Annotated in this window: 18 protein-coding genes and 1 riboswitch; of the genes, 15 read left to right on the top strand and 3 right to left on the bottom strand. The window is 59.0% G+C overall.

Going from position 1 to position 18,235, the window contains the following annotated elements:
• The first annotated feature begins 41 nt into the window (after nucleotides 1–41).
• Genes hemC through VMV64_RS02755 form a run of 4 tightly spaced genes read left to right on the top strand, consistent with a single transcriptional unit; the run spans nucleotide 42 to nucleotide 3,978 of the window.
• Nucleotides 42–926: a hydroxymethylbilane synthase gene (gene hemC, locus VMV64_RS02740; RefSeq protein ID WP_414718820.1), complete on the top strand. Its 885-nt coding sequence runs from the start codon at nucleotides 42–44 to the stop codon at nucleotides 924–926.
• On the top strand, nucleotides 923–1,690 hold the full coding sequence (locus VMV64_RS02745) for a uroporphyrinogen-III synthase (RefSeq protein ID WP_325328421.1): 768 nt from the start codon (nucleotides 923–925) through the stop codon (nucleotides 1,688–1,690). Before hemC ends, VMV64_RS02745 begins: the two co-directional genes overlap by 4 nt.
• A 9-nt stretch (nucleotides 1,691–1,699) precedes the next feature.
• Nucleotides 1,700–2,761 (top strand): uroporphyrinogen-III C-methyltransferase, encoded by a 1,062-nt coding sequence (locus VMV64_RS02750; RefSeq protein ID WP_325328422.1) that lies wholly within the window; start codon nucleotides 1,700–1,702, stop codon nucleotides 2,759–2,761.
• Complete coding sequence (locus tag VMV64_RS02755; protein ID WP_325328423.1) at nucleotides 2,758–3,978, top strand: heme biosynthesis protein HemY; 1,221 nt, start codon at nucleotides 2,758–2,760, stop codon at nucleotides 3,976–3,978. The genes VMV64_RS02750 and VMV64_RS02755 overlap by 4 nt, the downstream gene beginning before the upstream one ends.
• An 84-nt stretch (nucleotides 3,979–4,062) precedes the next feature.
• Here the strand turns inward: VMV64_RS02755 and VMV64_RS02760 are convergent, their stop codons facing one another.
• Nucleotides 4,063–4,230, bottom strand: a complete 168-nt coding sequence (locus VMV64_RS02760) for a hypothetical protein (RefSeq protein ID WP_325328424.1) — start codon at nucleotides 4,228–4,230, stop codon at nucleotides 4,063–4,065.
• Nucleotides 4,231–4,253: 23 nt separating this feature from the next.
• On the opposite strand from VMV64_RS02760, the gene VMV64_RS02765 reads away from it, so the two are divergent.
• On the top strand, nucleotides 4,254–6,626 hold the full coding sequence (locus tag VMV64_RS02765; RefSeq protein WP_325328425.1) for a bifunctional diguanylate cyclase/phosphodiesterase: 2,373 nt from the start codon (nucleotides 4,254–4,256) through the stop codon (nucleotides 6,624–6,626).
• Nucleotides 6,627–6,677: 51 nt separating this feature from the next.
• Here VMV64_RS02765 and VMV64_RS02770 read toward each other — a convergent pair whose 3' ends face one another.
• Nucleotides 6,678–7,703 (bottom strand): CDP-6-deoxy-delta-3,4-glucoseen reductase, encoded by a 1,026-nt coding sequence (locus VMV64_RS02770; RefSeq protein ID WP_325328426.1) that lies wholly within the window; start codon nucleotides 7,701–7,703, stop codon nucleotides 6,678–6,680.
• A 263-nt stretch (nucleotides 7,704–7,966) separates the two neighbouring features.
• Between VMV64_RS02770 and VMV64_RS02775 the strand changes: the two genes are divergently transcribed.
• Complete coding sequence (locus tag VMV64_RS02775) at nucleotides 7,967–8,836, top strand: SDR family oxidoreductase (RefSeq protein WP_325328427.1); 870 nt, start codon at nucleotides 7,967–7,969, stop codon at nucleotides 8,834–8,836.
• Here the strand turns inward: VMV64_RS02775 and VMV64_RS02780 are convergent.
• Nucleotides 8,833–9,231 (bottom strand): FxsA family protein, encoded by a 399-nt coding sequence (locus VMV64_RS02780; protein WP_325328428.1) that lies wholly within the window; start codon nucleotides 9,229–9,231, stop codon nucleotides 8,833–8,835. The two genes, VMV64_RS02775 and VMV64_RS02780, sit on opposite strands and share 4 nt — an antisense overlap.
• Nucleotides 9,232–9,245: 14 nt before the next feature.
• Between VMV64_RS02780 and cutA the strand changes: the two genes are divergently transcribed.
• The 9 genes from cutA to gcvT all read left to right on the top strand — a co-directional run bounded on the left by cutA (nucleotide 9,246) and on the right by gcvT (nucleotide 18,225).
• Entirely contained in the window at nucleotides 9,246–9,578 is a 333-nt protein-coding gene (gene cutA / locus VMV64_RS02785) for a divalent-cation tolerance protein CutA (protein WP_325328429.1), read from the top strand.
• 2 nt (nucleotides 9,579–9,580) lie between these two features.
• Nucleotides 9,581–11,812, top strand: a complete 2,232-nt coding sequence (gene dsbD / locus VMV64_RS02790; RefSeq protein ID WP_325328430.1) for a protein-disulfide reductase DsbD — start codon at nucleotides 9,581–9,583, stop codon at nucleotides 11,810–11,812.
• A 23-nt stretch (nucleotides 11,813–11,835) separates the two neighbouring features.
• Nucleotides 11,836–12,372: a TlpA disulfide reductase family protein gene (locus VMV64_RS02795; protein ID WP_325328431.1), complete on the top strand. Its 537-nt coding sequence runs from the start codon at nucleotides 11,836–11,838 to the stop codon at nucleotides 12,370–12,372.
• A 165-nt stretch (nucleotides 12,373–12,537) separates the two neighbouring features.
• Entirely contained in the window at nucleotides 12,538–12,990 is a 453-nt protein-coding gene (aroQ, locus tag VMV64_RS02800) for a type II 3-dehydroquinate dehydratase (protein WP_325328432.1), read from the top strand.
• A gap of 10 nt (nucleotides 12,991–13,000) precedes the next feature.
• Nucleotides 13,001–13,456, top strand: a complete 456-nt coding sequence (accB, locus tag VMV64_RS02805) for an acetyl-CoA carboxylase biotin carboxyl carrier protein (RefSeq protein ID WP_325328433.1) — start codon at nucleotides 13,001–13,003, stop codon at nucleotides 13,454–13,456.
• Between the two features lie 89 nt (nucleotides 13,457–13,545).
• Entirely contained in the window at nucleotides 13,546–14,904 is a 1,359-nt protein-coding gene (gene accC / locus VMV64_RS02810) for an acetyl-CoA carboxylase biotin carboxylase subunit (protein WP_325328434.1), read from the top strand.
• A gap of 56 nt (nucleotides 14,905–14,960) precedes the next feature.
• Nucleotides 14,961–15,851, top strand: coding sequence for a 50S ribosomal protein L11 methyltransferase (gene prmA / locus VMV64_RS02815; RefSeq protein WP_325328435.1), 891 nt, complete (start codon nucleotides 14,961–14,963; stop codon nucleotides 15,849–15,851).
• A gap of 4 nt (nucleotides 15,852–15,855) precedes the next feature.
• The gene (locus VMV64_RS02820; protein WP_325328436.1) at nucleotides 15,856–16,818 is read left to right on the top strand and encodes a DUF3426 domain-containing protein; all 963 of its coding nucleotides are present in this window, start codon (nucleotides 15,856–15,858) and stop codon (nucleotides 16,816–16,818) included.
• A 163-nt stretch (nucleotides 16,819–16,981) separates the two neighbouring features.
• A riboswitch (glycine riboswitch) is annotated at nucleotides 16,982–17,083 on the top strand.
• Between the two features lie 56 nt (nucleotides 17,084–17,139).
• Complete coding sequence (gcvT, locus tag VMV64_RS02825) at nucleotides 17,140–18,225, top strand: glycine cleavage system aminomethyltransferase GcvT (protein WP_325328437.1); 1,086 nt, start codon at nucleotides 17,140–17,142, stop codon at nucleotides 18,223–18,225.
• Nucleotides 18,226–18,235 lie beyond the last annotated feature (10 nt).

Below are 18,235 nucleotides of genomic sequence, written 5' to 3' on the forward strand. Positions count from 1 at the left end.
TTACGCAGGTCACCATTGCAACGCGCGAAAGCGCGCTGGCGATGTGGCAAGCCCACCATATCAGGCAACAGCTGCAGGCATTATATCCGCAAATCGAGATAAAAATCCTCGGCATGACCACCACCGGCGACCAGATTCTCGACAAGACCCTGTCGAAGATCGGCGGCAAGGGCTTGTTCGTCAAGGAACTGGAGCAGGCGATGCAGGAAGGGCGGGCCGACATCGCGGTGCACTCGTTGAAGGACGTGCCGATGGTAATGCCGGAGGGATTTATTCTCGCTGCCATCGGCGAGCGCGAAGATCCGCGCGATGCTTTCGTTTCCAACCAGTTCAAAAAACTGGAAGAGCTGCCGCCAGGCAGCGTGGTCGGCACTTCCAGTCTGCGTCGCCAGTGCCAGATCCAGGCGCGTTTTCCGGCATTGAAAATCGAGTCGCTGCGCGGCAACGTGCAAACCCGCTTGCGCAAGCTGGATGAAGGCCAGTACGCAGCGATCATCCTCGCCGCAGCGGGGCTGAAGCGCCTCGGTCTGGGCGAGCGCATCACCTCGCTGCTGCCCACCGAGCAGAGCCTGCCCGCAGTGGGGCAGGGCGCGATCGGCATCGAGTGCCGGGCCGGGCGTGACGATCTGGTAGCCCTGCTGGCGCCGCTCAATCACCCCGACACCGCTGCCTGCGTCACGGCGGAGCGGGCGATGAGCCGGGCCCTGGCGGGAAGCTGCCAGGTGCCGCTGGGCGGATTTGCCGAAATTTCCGATGGCGTGCTCCGGTTGCGCGGCTTCGTGTCCAGCGTCGATGGCGTGCGCGTGGTGCGCTCGGAAGTGTCGGGCAAACCTGAGGAGGCCGAGCAGATCGGCAAGGAACTGGCCCAGCGCCTGATCGGCATGGGCGCGGACAAGATACTGGCGGAACTCGAACAGCAGGGATGATGCCACTCAAGGGGGTCGGCGTGGTGGTGACCCGGCCGGCGCATCAGGCGGGACATCTGGCCGAGCTGATCGAGCGCGCCGGCGGCAGGGCGATCCGGTTTCCCACGCTGGAAATTTTCGACGCGCAGGACATGATCCCCCTGTCCGGGGCGATCGACCGGCTGGAACAGTTCGACCTGGCGATTTTCATCAGCCCGAACGCAGTCAACAAGGCGATGAACCAGATTCGGGCAAAGCGAACCTGGCCACTGGGCTTGCGCTGTGCGGCGGTGGGCAAGGGTAGCGCGAAAGCGCTGGAGCGTTTCGGTTGTGAGGATGTCATTGTGCCGCAAGGCCGTTTCGATAGTGAAGCGTTGCTGGCATTGCCCGAGTTGCAGGATATGGCGGGCAAGCGGGTGGTGATTTTTCGCGGGGAAGGCGGGCGCGAACTGCTAGGCGCCGAGTTGATCCAGCGTGGCGCCGAACTGGCCATGGTCGAGTGTTACCGGCGCGGCAAGCCCGTCGGCGGGGATGTCGGCCTGCTGCTCAAGCAGTGGGTGCGCGGTGAAATAGACGCCATCACCGTGACCAGCGGCGAGAGCATGCGCAATCTGTTTGATCTGGTGGGCAAACTTGGGCAACAATGGCTGAAAAAGACGCCGGTGTTTGTGTTCCATGAAAATATTGCCGAGGTGGCGCGCGAGTTGGGGGTCGAGCAGGTTTATGTCACCCCTGCGGGTGATGAAGGCTTGCTGAGCGGTTTGATCGAGTGGCGGAAAAAGTAGAGAGTGGGCATGAGCGAGAATACACAGGACAGGCAAGAGGAAATGCCGGTGCTGGCAGAAACAAGGCCAGTACTGGTGAAGGCATCCCGTTTCAATCTCGGATTGGCGGTGGCAGTCGTGGCGCTGGTTCTGATCGGCTGGCAGTGGCTGGACAGCCGGCAGCACGGCAATGCCCTCGAGCAGAACCTGGGCCGTCGCCTGGCCGAATTCGACAGCCGCAACAAGGAAAGCCAGATCGTTGCGGCGCGGGCGCAGGAGGAATCCCGCCAGGCGATGGTCAAGCTCGGCATGCTGGAGCAGAAGCTGGCCGAGTCGCAGAACCAGCAGGTGGCGCTGGAATCCCTTTACCAGGAGCTGTCGCGTAACCGCGACGAGTGGGTGTTGGCCGAGATCGAGCAGATTCTGCTGATCGCCAGCCAGCAACTGCAGCTCGCCGGCAACCCCAAGGCCGCGCTGATCGCGTTGCAAACCGCCGACAGCCGCTTGCAGCGGCTCGACAAGCCGCAGTTCATCAGCCTGCGCAAGGCGATCGTCGCGGATATCGAGCGCCTCCAGGTACTGCCGGCGATCGATGTGGTCGGTCACAGCCTGCGCCTCGACAGCCTGGCCAACATGGTGGACGACTTGCCGCTGGTGATCGGCAGTGAGCTGCCTGCCGAGCGGGGGGAGAAGAAAGTGCGCGGCGATGAGCCGCCGTTGGCCAGGCTGGGCCGGGAAGTCTGGCTGGACATGAAGCAGCTGGTTCGCATCCAGAACATGGAAAACCCGGATGCGCCGCTGCTTTCTCCGCCGCAAGCCTATTTCCTGCGGGAAAACCTGCGGCTGCGGTTCTTGTCGGCGCGCATCGCCCTGCTGCGGCACGACGAGGTCACCTACAAAGCCGACCTGAAGGCCGCCGATGCCTGGCTGCGCCGTTATTTCGACGTCAAGGCCAAGCCTACCCAGACCGCGCTCGGCGTTCTCAAGCAGCTTGCCGCCGGTCCGCTAAGCATCGAGATGCCGGATATTTCCGCCAGCCTGAATGCGGTGCGAAACTATAAACTGGTGCGCGAAAGGTCAGGGGTCAAGTGAAGACGCTGTTCTGGATTCTGGCTATCCTGGCTGCGGCGGTGGCGCTGATGCTGGCCGCCAAGCACAACGCCGGCTACGTGCTGCTGGTTTATTCCCCGTACCGGATCGAGCTGTCTCTCAATTTATTCGTGACTCTGCTGCTGGCGGTTTTTGCCGCAGGCTATGGAGCGGTGCGTCTGGCGGTGCATACCTTGAACCTGCCTGCCTATGTGCGCACCTTCCGCCAGGAGCGGCGGCGCGACAAGGCGCGCGAGGCGATGGACGACGGGTTGCTGGCCTTCTACGAAGGGCGCTACGCCAAGGCCGAGAAGTTTGCCGCCATCGCGCTGGAATCGCAGGAAGCTCCTCTGGCCAACGCCTTGCTGGCAGCGCGCGCCGCCCATGAACTGAAGGCTTACGACCGCCGCGACAGTTATCTGGCGCAAGCCGAGGGGATAGGGCGGGAGCGGCCGGAGCCACGACTGATGACCCAGGCCGAGCTGTTGCTCGATCAGCGCGATTTCCAGCAGGCGCTGCAGTGCCTGAAGGAATTGCAGGCCACCACGCGCAAAAATCTCGCGGCATTGCGGCTGGAATTGAAGGCGCAGACGCAGGCGAAAAACTGGGATCAGGTATTGGTGTTGGTCGCCCAGTTGGAAAGACGTGACGCGATTGACCCGGTTCAGGCCGCACAGCAGAAAATCAGCGCGCACCAGGCAAATTTGAAACGCAAGCAGCAGGATTTGGCGAGCCTGCGCGAATACTGGCAGAAAATACCCGCTGCCGACAAAACCAACAGCAAGATCGCGCTGGCCGCAGCGCAAGCTTTTCTGGCCTTCCGCGAGTGCCAGACCGCGATGGAGATCATTACTGCAAGCCTGGAAAGCCATTGGGACAGCGACGTGGTCAGGTTGTATGGGGAATGCCTGGGCAAGGACGTGCTGAAGCAGGTCGAACGCGCCGAGAACTGGCTCAAGCAGCATCCTCAGGATGCCGCGCTGCTGCAGACGCTGGGCCGGCTATGCGCAAAGCAGGAGCTGTGGGGTAAGGCGCAGAGCTATCTGGAGGCCAGCCTGAGCATCGAACCCAATGCCGGGACGCACCTGGCGCTGGCGCACTTGCTGGAGAAAATCGGGCGCGCCGACGAGGCCGGCAAGCATTACCGCGAAAGCATGGTGATTCTGCAACAGCCAACTGATCTTGCAACAACCTTTTTAACTGCCGATTACCGAAAGTAGGCGCCTCCAGGCGCCGCAGACATTTGTATTATTCGGCGCGGCGGTTAAATTATCTCAAATGCGTATTCCGCCGCAAACCGATATCTATTCCGAATCCAAATCCGCCACCGATTCCGCTGTCGTTCCGTCATCAAGTTGAACGCCTGCTTTCGGGAAGGACGAACTGCCGGTTTCGGCCAGCCATTTCTTGGCATGCCCGCTTTTCGAAAGATAAAAAGCGGTAGCCGCCAAAACAGAAACGCCAGCCGACATTATTTTTGTAGCATAATTCGGACATGGTCGATTTTGCAAAAATAAGTCAGCGCCGAACCGTTCTGTTTACCGTGATCTTAATCATGTTGTGGAATATATCGGCCTGGTTCATTGCAGAACGTTATTACCTGCACAAAACCAATGTCTTGATTGAGCAGGAAACCATGCTTGCTCAACAACGCACCAGTGACTTGACCGATAGCATACGAAGAAACCTGAATTACCTGCACGGCATACCTGATCTATTTTCCAAGTTATTGCGCGTTAAATGGGCAGTCTCTCGATTTGGTGCAGACATTGCTCCTTCAACCCTGCCGCTCGAAACGCGAATCAAAAAGTGGACAGCCGACCCGGCCTTAAAAGATTTAAGCCAGTATTTGGCTATTGCCGGGAAGAGTCTCAATGCTGACATTATCTATGTGGTTAACGCAGCGGGTGATGCGATTGCGGCTAGCAATTGGGATACCACGGGAAACACTGTCGGCACCAATTTTGCTGACCGTGATTTTTTCCAAAAAAATAAAATCGGTCAGCGAGGTATGCAATATGCGGTGGGTAAAACCACCCATATTCCCGGGCTCTATTTTTCAACTCCCGTGATCATAGATGGCAAATTCCTGGGGGCGGTGGTTGCCAAGATTGACGTACCTAACCTGTCTTTTCTGATCAAACAGCTGGACGCCTTTGTGACGGACTCCAATGGTGTCATCATACTTGCACGCAACAAAGAGCTGGAGATGCATTCGCTTCCTGATGCTTCCATTTCCAGAGTAACCGAGAAGGACAGGTTCGCGCGCTACCGGAGAAACAGTTTTCCCATGCTGAAAATTGAGTCCTGGGGAGACAATAAATTTGCTTCATTGCTGCGGGTGGAAAACAAAAATATTCCGCATATTTTCGCTGCAAAAGAACTGCCCGAGTATGGCATCACGGTTCATGTTGATAGCGAAATTGCCGCAATGCCCTCGTTGAGAAAAGACCGGTTCTGGTTTGCTTTGTTGCTTGGAACTTTAGGCAGTTTGATGATTCTGGTCGCTAGCAGCACGGTGCTTTACTTCCAATCGATCATAAGATCAAAAGCGCTGCTCTGGAAGCAGGCCAACTTCGATACGCTTACTGCGCTGCCCAACCGCGATTTGCTTCGGGACCAATTGGCGCAGGAAATCAAAAAATCCGACCGGACCGGTCTGCCAGTGGCAGTGCTGTTAATCGACATCGATCAATTCAAGGAGGTGAATGACACGCTTGGGCATGACATGGGGGACCTCCTGTTGCAGGAGGCTGCGCGCCGCATTGTGAGCTGTGTACGCAAATCCGATACGGTGGCACGCTTGGGTGGCGACGAGTTTACCGTTATGCTGCCTCAGCTTGCCGATGCCCGTCACGTTGAAGACATCGCGCAAAAGCTCATCCTCAAGCTGGCAGAACCCTTTCATCTGCGTGGCGAAATCACCCATGTATCAGCCAGCCTTGGTATTACCTTATATCCGAATGACGCTACCGACATTGATGATTTGATAAGAAATGCTGACCAAGCGATGTATGTTGCCAAGAACAATGGCCGCAACCGCTTCAGCTATTTCACCATTTCGTTACAGGAAGCAGCGCAGAAGCGCTTGCGTCTGACCAATGACTTGCGCGGCGCCCTGGCGGCAAACCAGTTCAGGGTCTATTTTCAACCGATTGTTGAGTTGTCGACTGGGCGCGTCCATAAGGCAGAAGCACTGCTGCGTTGGCTGCATCCGGTGCGTGGCATGGTCAGCCCGCTGGAGTTCATCGCGCTGGCCGAAGAAACCAGACTCATCATCGATATTGGTGAATGGGTACGAAAGGAGTCGGCAGCCTGGTGTAAGCGCTGGAATGATGTCTGGCCAGAGGGTTTCCAAATCAGCGTGAACCAGTCCCCCATCGAGTTCATGGAGGAAAGTAGAAGTGATGGCGTAGAAACGTTGCTTGCCCTGTTGCGTGAATATGATCTGTCCGGGAAAAGCTTTGTCATCGAGATCACCGAAGGGCTGCTGCTGAATGAGGACCCACGTATCACAAACAAATTGATGGCACTCCGTGATGCCGGTATCCAGGTGGCAATCGATGATTTTGGTACGGGTTATTCGTCGCTGTCCTACCTCAAGAAATTCGACATCGACTACCTCAAGATCGACCAATCTTTCATCCGTAATCTGGAGCGCGACTCCGATGACATGGTGTTGTGTGAGGCGATCATCATCATGGCGCATAAGCTAGGGTTGAAGGTGATCGCCGAAGGCGTGGAAACTGAACAGCAGTGCGAGCTGCTGACCCGTTCTGGCTGCGACTATGCACAAGGCTACCTCTTCTCCAGACCCTTGCCACCGGAAGAATTTGATGAATGGCTAAAGGGCAGAAATCAGGGATAAATCGAGCATTGCTTTCAAATGTGGAATGACCGGTTTGAGTGGAATGCGCGCTTAAGCCTTGGGCTTGCTGCTGAAGGTAAACGCGTCGGAATAAAACTCTTCGGGCGGCAGCTTGCGTTGCGTGGTAAAGGCCTGGTGAGCCGCTTCCACCATCACGGGCGAACCGCAGGCGTAGACCTGATAGCCCTCCAGATCGGCGTAATCCTCCAGCACAGTCTGGTGCAGGAAGCCGGTTCTGCCTTGCCAGTGGTCTTCCGGTGCGGGTTCGGACAGCACCGGCACGAACTTGAAATTGGCGTGTTCCTGTTCCCATTTCTTCGGCAGATCCAGCATATACAGGTGGGCCAGGTTGTGGGCGCCCCAGTAGAAAGTGATCGGGCGCTTGATGCCATGGTGGAAGGCATGCTCGAGCATGGCTTTGACCGGTGCGAAGCCGGTGCCGCTGGCAAGCAGGAGAATCGGCTTGTCGCTGTTTTCGCGCAAAAAGAAGGTGCCCAATGGGCCTTCAAAGCGCAGGAGGGCCTTCTCGTGCATTTGCGTGAACACCAGGTCGCTGAAGCTGCCGCCCGGTACGCGGCGGATGTGCAACTGCAAAAAGCTGTCGTCGTGGGGTGCGTTGGCGAGAGAGTATGCGCGGCGTGCGCCGTCCTTGAGCAGGATGTCGATATATTGGCCGGCCAGGAATTGCAGGCGCTCATTGGCCGGCAGCTTGAGGTAGAGCACCGCGACGTCTTGCGCGGGCGTCTCGATTTTTTCCACCTTGCACGGCATGATTTTGACCGGGATATCCTGTGTATCGGCCACTTCATGCACTTCTATCACTACGTCGGTTTTAGGTTCGGCGCAGCAGAACAGCGCCAGTCCCTCGCGCTTTTCGGATTCCTTCAAGGCATGATCCTGATAGTCGCCATAATCGACCGTTCCTTCCAGGATCTTGCCCTTGCATGCGCCGCAGGCGCCGTTGCGGCAGCCGTAAGGCAGCGTGTAGCCCTCGCGCAGGGCTGCATCCAGGATTGACTCGCCTTCCATGACCGTCACCGAATGCTTGCTCGGCATGATCGTCAATTTGTGTGACATGCATACTTCCTCTAGATTAAAGTGGCTTTTTTTGTTCGCCGACTTGATAAACCTAAAAACCGCAGTTCATAACCGCGAAGGCGCGAAGGAAACAAGGACATAAAATCTATCCGGCATTCACCTCTCGGGTGACTGGGAAGGTTCCGATAACACATCGTTTTTGCGAGTTTGGCGATAAATCCGCCCATCCCTGCGAACCCCATTTCCTTCGCGTTCTCAGTGTCTTTGCGGTTCAAATGCTTTATTCAGGATAAACCTGTTCCATGCTGAAACAACGACTACTGATTGTGGGCTGCGGCGATATCGCGCTGCGCCTGGTGCGACTGCTCGGCGCGCGTTATCGCGTCTATGCCCTGACCCATAGTCCGGAGCGATTCAATTTGCTGCGCGCTGCCGGAATTGTTCCGTTACGAGGCGATCTGGATGACGCGGCAAGTCTCAGCCGAATTGCCGGCCTGGCTCACGCAATCGTGCATTTTGCACCGCCGCCGAAGGAAGGCCGCATTGACCGGCGCACCCGGAATCTGCTGGCGGCGCTGGGCAAAAATGCGATGTTACCACAACGTTTGGTCTATATCAGTACCAGCGGGGTTTACGGCGATTGTCATGGTGCGGTCGTGCGGGAGACCCGGCCGATCAGCCCGGATTCTGCCAGGGCGGTGCGCCGGGCGGACGCGGAAAGGCGTTTGCGCGACTGGGGGCTGCGCTGTGGCGTTCATGTCAGCATTTTGCGCGTGCCGGGCATTTACGCTGCAGATCGCCTGCCCATGGCGCGCATCGAACGCAACGTGCCGGCACTGCATGACGCGGATGACGGCTATTCCAATCATATTCATGCCGAGGATCTTGCACGTGTTGCCCTGGCTGCGCTGCGGTCAGGCCGGCCGAATCGGGTCTATCATGCGAGCGACGATGACCCGATGAAGATGGGGGATTATTTCGACCTTCTGGCGGACCTTTTTCCCCTGCCCAGGCCACCGCGCGTGTCGTGGCAAGAGGCGCAGGAGATCATCCCGCCGGGATTGTTGTCATTCATGGGCGAGTCGCGCCGACTGGTCAACCAGCGCATCAAGCGGGAACTGGGGGTGAGGCTGGTCTACCCGAGCGTGCGCGATGGACTGGGGGCGGCCTAACGCAGCTTGTCGTGTTCGTTGACCCGCGTCCATTCTCCATCGATCGCATCGTCGTTGGCCGCGGAAGGCATGGTTACTTTGGGGTGGGGCAGGAGCAGCAGGATCAGGGCAAGAAAATCGCTGATGACGCCGGGAAAAATCAGCAGGAGTCCTGCCAGCACGGTGCGGAAACCGATCAACAGCGAGAAACTGAGAGAATGGCCCGACTGCAGGGCGGCGAACAGGCGCAACGGCAGCATGGCGCCGGCCTCCCGTACCAGCCAGCCGCCGACCATCGCGCTCGACAGCAACCAGGGTAACAGCCACCAGCCGACAGTTCCGGCCAGCTTGGCCAGGACATAAATCTCCAGGGCCGGGAAACCGAGTAGAATAAGCAAAATTAGCAAGGTACGCATGTATGGGGTCCCAAATGGAAGCAATATTGGTGATCACCAGCTTGCCGGACCGGGAAGCCGCCCGGCGGCTGGCCGGGCGGCTGGTGGAGGAACGGCTTGCGGCCTGCGTCAACATTCTCGCGCCGTGCGAGTCGGTCTATCGCTGGCAAGGCCAAATCGAAACCGCGCAGGAGATCACACTGTTGATTAAAACACTGAGGGCGCATTACGGCAAGGTTGAAAAAACTATACGTCAGTGTCACCCTTACGAACTTCCCGAAATTATCGCAGTCCCAATTACCGCCGGCTTGCCTGCCTATCTCGAATGGCTGGCGGCTGAAACGATTAACCCCGAACAACAAGGTTGAATATGCGTTATTTGATAGCTTTTTTTCTGTTGTGTTCCTCGATGGTGAGTGCCGGCGAGGGCGATCTGCTAGAACCCGAGCAGGCATTCAAGTTTTCCGCCCGTGCCGTGGACGGCCAGACCCTCGAAGTGCGCTACCAGATCGCCGAAGGGTATTACCTGTACAAGGAAAAACTCAAATTCCAGGCGGAACCCTCGGATGTTATCCTCGGAACACCGCAACTGCCCGCCGGCAAGGTCAAGCAGGACGAGTATTTCGGCAAGGTGGAAACCTACCGCCACGACCTGGTGATTCGTCTGCCCTATACCCGCGGCACCACATCCCGGATCACCCTGAAGGCGGTCTCGCAGGGGTGTGCGGATGTGGGGGTGTGCTACCCGCCGCAAACCCAGGTGGTTAAAATCGATCTTCCCGGTGTTCCGGCGGAGGCTGAAAAGAAACCTTTTTTCCTCAAGATGCTGGGTGGCGGTCAGAATGAGTTTTTGCCGGCTGAGCAGGCGTTCAAGCTGGCGGTCAAGGCCGTCGACAAGGATACCCTGCAGGCCAGTTTCACGATCGCCGATAACTATTATTTGTATCGCGACAAGATCAAGTTCTCCCTGAAGGGCGGCGGTGCCAGCATCGACGCGGTGACCCTGCCCAAGGGCGAGATCAAGACTGATCCCAATTTCGGCAATACCGAGGTGTACCATCAATCGTTCCAGGCAACCATCAAGCTGAAGCGTGAGGGCAGCGGCGAACAGGCTGTCAGTCTGGTCGCCGCCTACCAGGGATGCAGCGAAAAAGGAGTTTGCTATCCGCCGGTGCAGAAGACCATCGCGCTGGCTTTGCCAACGGCTGCCGCCGCGCCGGTTGAGGCGGCGCGGCAGTCCGTTGCGGCCCCGGACGCTGAAATGGCCGTGTCCTCCACGCCGGTGGAGGCGCAGGGCAATGAGTCTTCTCGTGTCGGTGCTTTGCTCAAGGGCGGCAGCTTCTGGCTGATCATGGCGAGCTTCTTCGGTTTCGGCCTGCTGCTGGCGCTAACCCCTTGCGTGTTTCCCATGATCCCGATTCTTTCCGGCATCATTGTCGGGCAGGGGCATGCGCTGACCAAATCCCGTGCCCTTGGTCTGTCGCTGGCCTATGTACTCGGCATGGCGCTCACCTATGCGGCGGTCGGCGTGGCGGCGGGCATGTCCGGCACCCTGCTCTCCTCCGCCCTGCAGAACCCCTGGGTGCTGGGCGGGTTTGCCCTGGTTTTCGTGGTGCTGGCCTTCTCGATGTTCGGTTTCTACGAACTGCAGATGCCCAGTTTCATCCAGAGCCGCTTCAACGAGGCCAGCAACCGCGTCAAAGGCGGCAGCACGGCCGGGGTGTTCACCATGGGGGCACTCTCGGCGGTGATCGTGGGTCCCTGCGTGGCGGCACCTTTGGCTGGGGCATTGCTGTATATCAGTCAGACTCGCGATATGGTGCTGGGCGGCTCGGCGCTGTTCTCCCTGGCGCTGGGCATGGGCGCCCCGCTCTTGCTGGTGGGGGTTTCCGCCGGCGCGTTGTTGCCCAGAGCCGGAGCCTGGATGGAGGCGGTGAAGAGCTTCTTCGGCGTGCTGCTGCTGGGCATGGCAATCTGGCTGGTTTCGCCGGTGATCTCCCCGGCGGTTCACATGCTGTTGTGGGCGGGATTGCTGATTGTTTCCGCCATGTATTTGCGCGCCATCGACCCTCTGCCGCACCCGGCCAGCGGCTTCGCCAAGTTCTGGAAAGGGGTGGGGGTCGTTGCGCTGATTGTCGGCGCGGCACTGCTGATCGGCGTCCTTTCCGGCAACCGCGACATGCTGCAGCCCTTGTCGGGGCTACGTGCCGAAGGCGCCGAAGCGAAAGCGGCGGGCGTGGAGGCGCTCAAGTTCGAGCGGGTGAAAAGCGTGGCGGAACTGGAGAGCCGTATGAAGCAGGCCAACGGCAAAGTCGTGATGCTGGATTTCTTCGCCGACTGGTGTGTTTCCTGCAAGGAGTTCGAGCGCTTCACCTTCGGCGATGCCAAAGTGCAGGCAAAGCTGCGCGACGTGGTGCTGCTGCAGGCTGATGTCACGGCGAATAGCGAGGATGACAAGGCGCTGCTCAAGAAATTCGGATTGTTCGGGCCTCCGGGCATCGTTTTCTTCGATAAAAGCGGCAAGGAATTGAGCGACGTGCGCGTGATCGGCTATGAACCACCGGAGAAGTTTATCGCTTCACTGGATGCTATAATCCCCTAGCCCATTTCCCAAGACTTGATCTCATGTCCAAAACCAAATTATGGCTGGTTGCCGCAGGGAGCATTGTTGCCCTGATCGCAGCCGCAGCCTATTTCGCCCTTCCTCGACAGCCGGAACAGGCCGTCGCCACCCAGGAGATTTCTGCCGAACCGGTGTTTGCCGCCAGCTTCAGGGACCTTGACGACAAGCTCCAGCCGCTCAAGCAGTGGCGCGGCAAGGTGGTGGTGCTGAATTTCTGGGCGCCGTGGTGCCCGCCTTGCCGCGAGGAAATTCCGGATTTCATCAGTTTGCAGGACAAACATCGCGAACGCGGCCTGGTGTTCGTCGGCGTGGCGCTGGATGAAAAGATCAAGGTGCAGGCCTTTGCCGACGAGATGGGCATCAATTACCCGATCCTGCTGGGAGAAATGGAGGCGGTGGATCTGGCGAGGAAAATCGGCAATCGTTTGGGAGGATTGCCGTTTACCGTGGTCATTGACCGTAGCGGCAGAATAGTTGCCAGCGAAGTGGGCGGGTTAACCCTGGCCCGGCTGGAAAAAATCGTATTGCCCCTGCTGTAGGGGAAAGTAGTGGGTTTTGTCTAGATTAATCAAAATCCGGCGCGATTGTCACGCGAGTTCATGAGCCATCCGGGTTGGCAACTTCGGGGAAAAACTGGACAAGTTCACCTATTTTGCGGCAAACTTGACGTTATGAAAACGGAAAATCAGGGAAAGGGCGGAGGCATGACGCAAGCCGCCAGTACCAGAATTCTCGTCCTCCATGGCCCCAACCTGAATCTGCTGGGTATGCGTGAGCCGGGCCACTATGGGCATGCAACTCTGGCACAGATCAATGATCGTCTGCAGCATATGGCGCAGGATGCCGGCGCGATGCTGGAAGACTTTCAGAGCAACAGCGAAACCGAACTGATCAACCGGGTGCAGCAGGCAAAAGCCGAGGCCGTGGGTTTCATCATCATCAATCCCGCGGCCTATACGCATACCAGCGTTGCATTGCGCGACGCGCTCGCGGCCGTGGCCATCCCCTTTGTTGAAGTGCATCTTTCCAACGTGTTTGCGCGCGAGGCATTCCGCCACCATTCTTACTTTTCCGATCTGGCCGTTGGCGTTATCAGCGGCCTGGGTGCGAAAGGTTATGAACTGGCGCTGGAATTCGCTCTGCAACACCCAGTTTAAGGACAAAATTATGGATTTGCGAAAAGTAAAGAAGCTGATCGACCTGGTCAGTGAATCCGGGATTGCCGAACTGGAAATTACCGAAGGCGAGGAAACCGTGCGCATCAGCCGCTATGGCCAGGCCCAGCCGCAGGCGATGATGTATTCCCCGTATCAATCCTTCATGCCTGCTCCTGCCGCACCTGCCGCCGCAGCCATCGAGGCTGCGCCCGCCGTTGCTGCCCAGCCTGACGGACATACCGTCAAGTCGCCGATGGTGGGCACGTTCTACCGTGCTTCCTCGCCGGGCTCGAAAAACTTTGTCGAGGTCGGCCAATCCGTGAGCGCTGGCGAAACCCTCTGCATTATCGAAGCGATGAAACTGCTCAACGAAATCGAAGCGGATCAGAGTGGCGTCATCAAGGCGATTCTGGTCGAGAATGGCCAGCCCGTCGAATACGGCGAACCTCTGTTTATTATCGGTTAAATTCTTCACCGCAGAGGCGCGGAGGCGCAGAGAAAACACATTATTTTCTTTGCGCCTCCGCGCCTCTGCGGTTAGCTAAAGGTTTTCCAATGTTTGAAAAAATTCTCATTGCCAACCGCGGCGAAATCGCCCTGCGCATCCAGCGTGCCTGCCGCGAAATGGGCATCAAGACCGTGGCGGTGCATTCCGAGGCCGATGCCGAGGCCAAGTATGTCAAGCTCGCCGACGAATCGGTGTGCATCGGACCGGCCCAGTCCACCCTGAGCTACCTCAATATCCCTGCCATTATCAGCGCGGCGGAAGTGACCGATGCAGAGGCAATCCATCCCGGCTACGGATTTCTGTCCGAAAATGCCGATTTCGCCGAGCGCGTGGAGCAAAGCGGCTTCGTCTTCATCGGCCCGCGCCCGGAGACGATCCGCCTGATGGGCGACAAGGTCAGCGCCAAGGATGCGATGAAGGCTTCCGGCGTGCCCTGCGTGCCCGGGTCGGAGGGGGCGCTGTCGGATGACTCGGACGAGATTATCCGTGCCGCCAAGGACGTTGGTTATCCGGTGATCATCAAGGCGGCCGGCGGCGGCGGCGGACGCGGCATGCGCGTGGTGCACACCGAAGCGGCGCTGCTGAATGCGGTCAGCATGACCAAGAACGAAGCGCAGACGGCATTCGGCAATCCCGTGGTGTACATGGAGAAATTTCTCGAAAATCCGCGCCACATCGAGATCCAGGTTCTGGCCGACGAGCATGGCAATGCGGCGTTCCTGGGCGAGCGCGACTGCTCGATGCAACGCCGCCACCAGAAGATTATCGAGGAAGCCCCGGCACCGGGCCTCGACCCCAAGCTGCGCGACAAAATCGGCGAACGCTGCGCCGAAGCCTGCCGCAAGATTGGTTACCGCGGGGCCGGCACCTTCGAGTTCCTGTATGAGAACAATGAGTTCTTCTTCATTGAAATGAACACCCGCGTCCAGGTCGAGCACCCGGTGACGGAAATGATCACCGGCATCGACATAGTGCAGGAGCAGATTCGCATTGCCGCCGGCCTGAAGTTGAGCTTCAAGCAGAAAGACATCCAGCTCAAGGGGCATTCGATCGAGTGCCGCATTAACGCCGAGGATCCTTACACCTTCGTGCCTTCGCCCGGGCGCATCACGGTCTACCACATGCCGGGCGGTCCCGGTATCCGGGTCGATTCCCATGTGTACCAGAATTATGTGGTGCCGCAATACTATGATTCCATGGTCGGCAAGCTGATCGCCTACGGCGCCACCCGCGAGCAGGCCATCGCCCGGATGAAAACCGCCCTTTCCGAAATAGTCATCGAGGGCATCAAGACCAACGTGCCTTTGCACCAGGACCTGATGCGCGATGCCGCCTTCGTCCAGGGGGGCACCAGCATTCATTACCTGGAGCACAAACTGGCCGCCGCGAAAGCTAAGCCTCAGTAAAGACCTTCAGGCTATGTCGTAACGAAAAAAGAGCAATCACTTCTTAAGGAATCTGCATGGCCTGGCTGTCGCTGAAAATCGAGGCGGACGAACAAACCGCCGGCGTGCTGAGCGATGCCCTGCTCGAACTGGGCGCGCTGGCGGCGGATATCGAGGACGCCAACGCCGAAACCGACCGGGAGCAGCCGATTTTCGGTGAGCCGGGCGAGCCGGTCGACAGCCTGTGGCAAAACAGCATCGTCAGCGGATTGTTCGCGGAGGATGCCGATATTCCGGCCATCGTTGCCGCCGCCACCGAAGCCGCGCACCTGGCCGGGACTCCGCGTTACCGTGTGGATGCCGTCGCCGAGCAGGACTGGGTCAGGCTGACCCAATCCCAGTTCGACCCGATCCGGATTTCGCCACGGCTGTGGATCATTCCCACCTGGCATACCCCGCCCGACCCCGCTGCGATCAACCTCATTCTCGACCCCGGCCTGGCCTTCGGTACCGGCAGCCACCCCACTACCCACCTCTGCCTGCTGTGGCTTGCGCAGAATATCCGCGGCGGCGAGTGCGTGCTGGATTACGGCTGCGGCTCGGGCATCCTGGCGATTGCGGCGCTGAAGTTGGGCGCCGGGCGAGCGCTGGGTGTCGACATCGACCCTCAGGCGGTGCTCGCCAGCAGGCAGAATGCCGAGCAGAACCAGGCGGCGGCCGAGTTCTATCTGCCTGATGAAGCCCCGAAAATCCAGGCCGACGTGGTCGTCGCCAATATCCTCGCCAACCCGCTCAAGGTACTGGCGCCGATGCTGGCCCAGGCTGTCCGTCCGGGCGGGCGGATCGTGCTGTCGGGGGTGCTGGCTCCCCAGGCCGAAGAGACTATGGCCGTCTACCGGCAATGGTTCGACATCGACATCGACGGAGAGGTTGAGGGCTGGGTGTGCCTGGCGGGAATGAAGAGGTAACGTCATGGCGATGGTCACCACCTGTCCGGCCTGCCATACCCGTTTCAGGGTGACTTCGGAGCAGATGGACGCGCATGGCGGGGACGTGCGTTGCGGGCGCTGTGCCAAGGTATTCAATGCGCACGCCTATCTGGAGCATGAACCGGAGGCGCTTGAGCCTGAAGCGTTCGAGCCGGAAGATGAGCTGGATGCCCAAGTCGAAGATTTTACTGCGGAAGAAATAATACCCCCTCGCACGGAAGAGGAGCCTCCGGCCGACGAGGAGCCTGAGCCGTCTCTTGCCGAGCCCATCAATGAGGCGCTGATCGACGCGGTCGAGCCTGAACCCCTGCCTGAAACGGAAGAACCGCTTCCGGCCGTGGTGGATCCTGTTACCACCGAACCCGGTGAGTCCGCTGTCGAATTGGAGCCCGCCCCGGCTAGGCCGGTCGAAGCGATTTCCCCAGTCGAGGAGGGGGAAGTCGAAGCCCCGAAGGAGAAGCGCAGTTTTTCCTGGCTGTGGCTGTGGCTGATCGGCGCCCTCCTGCTTTTGGCGAGTCTGGGTGCTCAGGGACTCTATTTTTTCCGCTCCGACCTGGCTGCCCGGCATCCCGAATTCAAGCCATTTTTGCAGCAGTTCTGCGGCGTGCTGCAGTGCAGCATCCGCCTGCCCGCCAATCCGGATTTGCTCAGCATCGAGACTTCCAATCTCGAGGCCAACCCGCAGCAGGCCAATCTGGTTGCGCTCAACGCCATTCTGCGCAATCGCGCCAAGCTTGCCCAGGAATACCCGCAACTCGAACTGACCCTGACCGACACCCAGGACCGGATGATTGCACGGCGGATATTCGCTCCTCGGGAATACGCGAAGGGCGCCGACCTCAACCGCGGTATGGCGCCGAATGAGGAGGTGACGGTGAAGCTGTATCTCGACCTGGGAGACCTGAAAGCGGCGGGTTATCGGGTTTTTCTGTTTTATCCGCAATAAAACACCGGCTATTCAACAAGTTGATTTGTCGCCTTGTCACGGGAAGCGCGGATAAGGTATAGTTCACGCTGCCAAAAACCCATGCGGGAGAGCGTGCGATTATTTTCGCACCGCCGAAGGCGCAATCACCCGTAACCGCTCAGGTATCAGGAACCGCATAGAATACGGCAACTCTGGAGAGAGGCGGTTAGTACCGCCCACCGAAGGGGCACGCGATGGTCAAGACCATCGTAATCTCTCAGGTACACAGGACAGAGGGGTGAAGCCGGAGAGCCGGCTTCACCCCTTTTTTCATTTTTGGCCCGGGAGCGCATAACAATAATGCTGAAACAAACGCCACTCAATCAAACCCACCGCGACATGGGTGCCCGCATGGTCGATTTCGGCGGCTGGGACATGCCGGTGAACTACGGCTCCCAGATCGAGGAACACCATCAGGTGCGCCGCGCAGCCGGCATGTTCGACGTCTGTCACATGCTGGTGGTGGACGTCACCGGTAGCGGCATCCGCGAATTTCTCCAATATCTGCTCGCCAACAACGTCGACAAGCTGAAGGAGCCCGGCAAGGCACTCTATTCCTGCATGCTGAATCCGGCCGGCGGGGTGATCGACGATCTGATCGTGTATTTCATGCGCGAGGACTGGTTCCGGATTGTGGTCAACGCCGGCACGGCGGACAAGGACGTGGCATGGATGGAGCAGCAACGCGCCGCCCGTGCGCCGCAACTGACCCTCCGGCCGCGCCGCGACCTGGCGATGATCGCGGTGCAGGGTCCGCAGGCACGGGAGAAGGTGTGGCAGGCAATCCCCGCCGCCCGTGCCGCGACCGAATCCCTCAAGCCGTTCCAGGCAGCCGAGTTCGACCAGTATTTCATCGGGCGCACCGGCTACACCGGCGAGGATGGCTTCGAGATCATGCTGCCGGTGGCGGAAGCGGCGGGCTTGTGGAAGGCCCTGAATGCCCTGGGTGTCGCGCCGATCGGTCTGGGTGCGCGCGACACGCTGCGCCTGGAAGCCGGGATGAACCTCTACGGCCAGGACATGGACGAGGACGTTAACCCGCTCGAAGCCGGACTGGCCTGGACAGTGGAGCTGGCCAGCCCGCGCGACTTCATCGGCAAGCAAGCGCTGCTGGCGAAGCCGGTGAAGATGCAGATGCTGGGACTGGTGCTGCTCGACAAGGGCGTGCTGCGCGGCCACCAGAAAGCGGTCACCCCCCATGGCGCAGGCGAGATCACCAGCGGCAGCTTTTCTCCTACACTGAACCAGTCCATCGCCTTCGCCCGCCTGCCGCTGGAAGTCGCGCTCGGCGACGTGGTGCAGGTGGAGATCCGCGACAAATTACTCAACGCAAAAGTGGTGAAGCTGCCCTTTGCACGCAACGGCAAGAGCCTGATAAACATTTAAGGAGAAACAC

It is taken from the genome of Sulfuricella sp. (assembly GCF_035531155.1).
Lineage (GTDB): Bacteria > Pseudomonadota > Gammaproteobacteria > Burkholderiales > Sulfuricellaceae > Sulfuricella.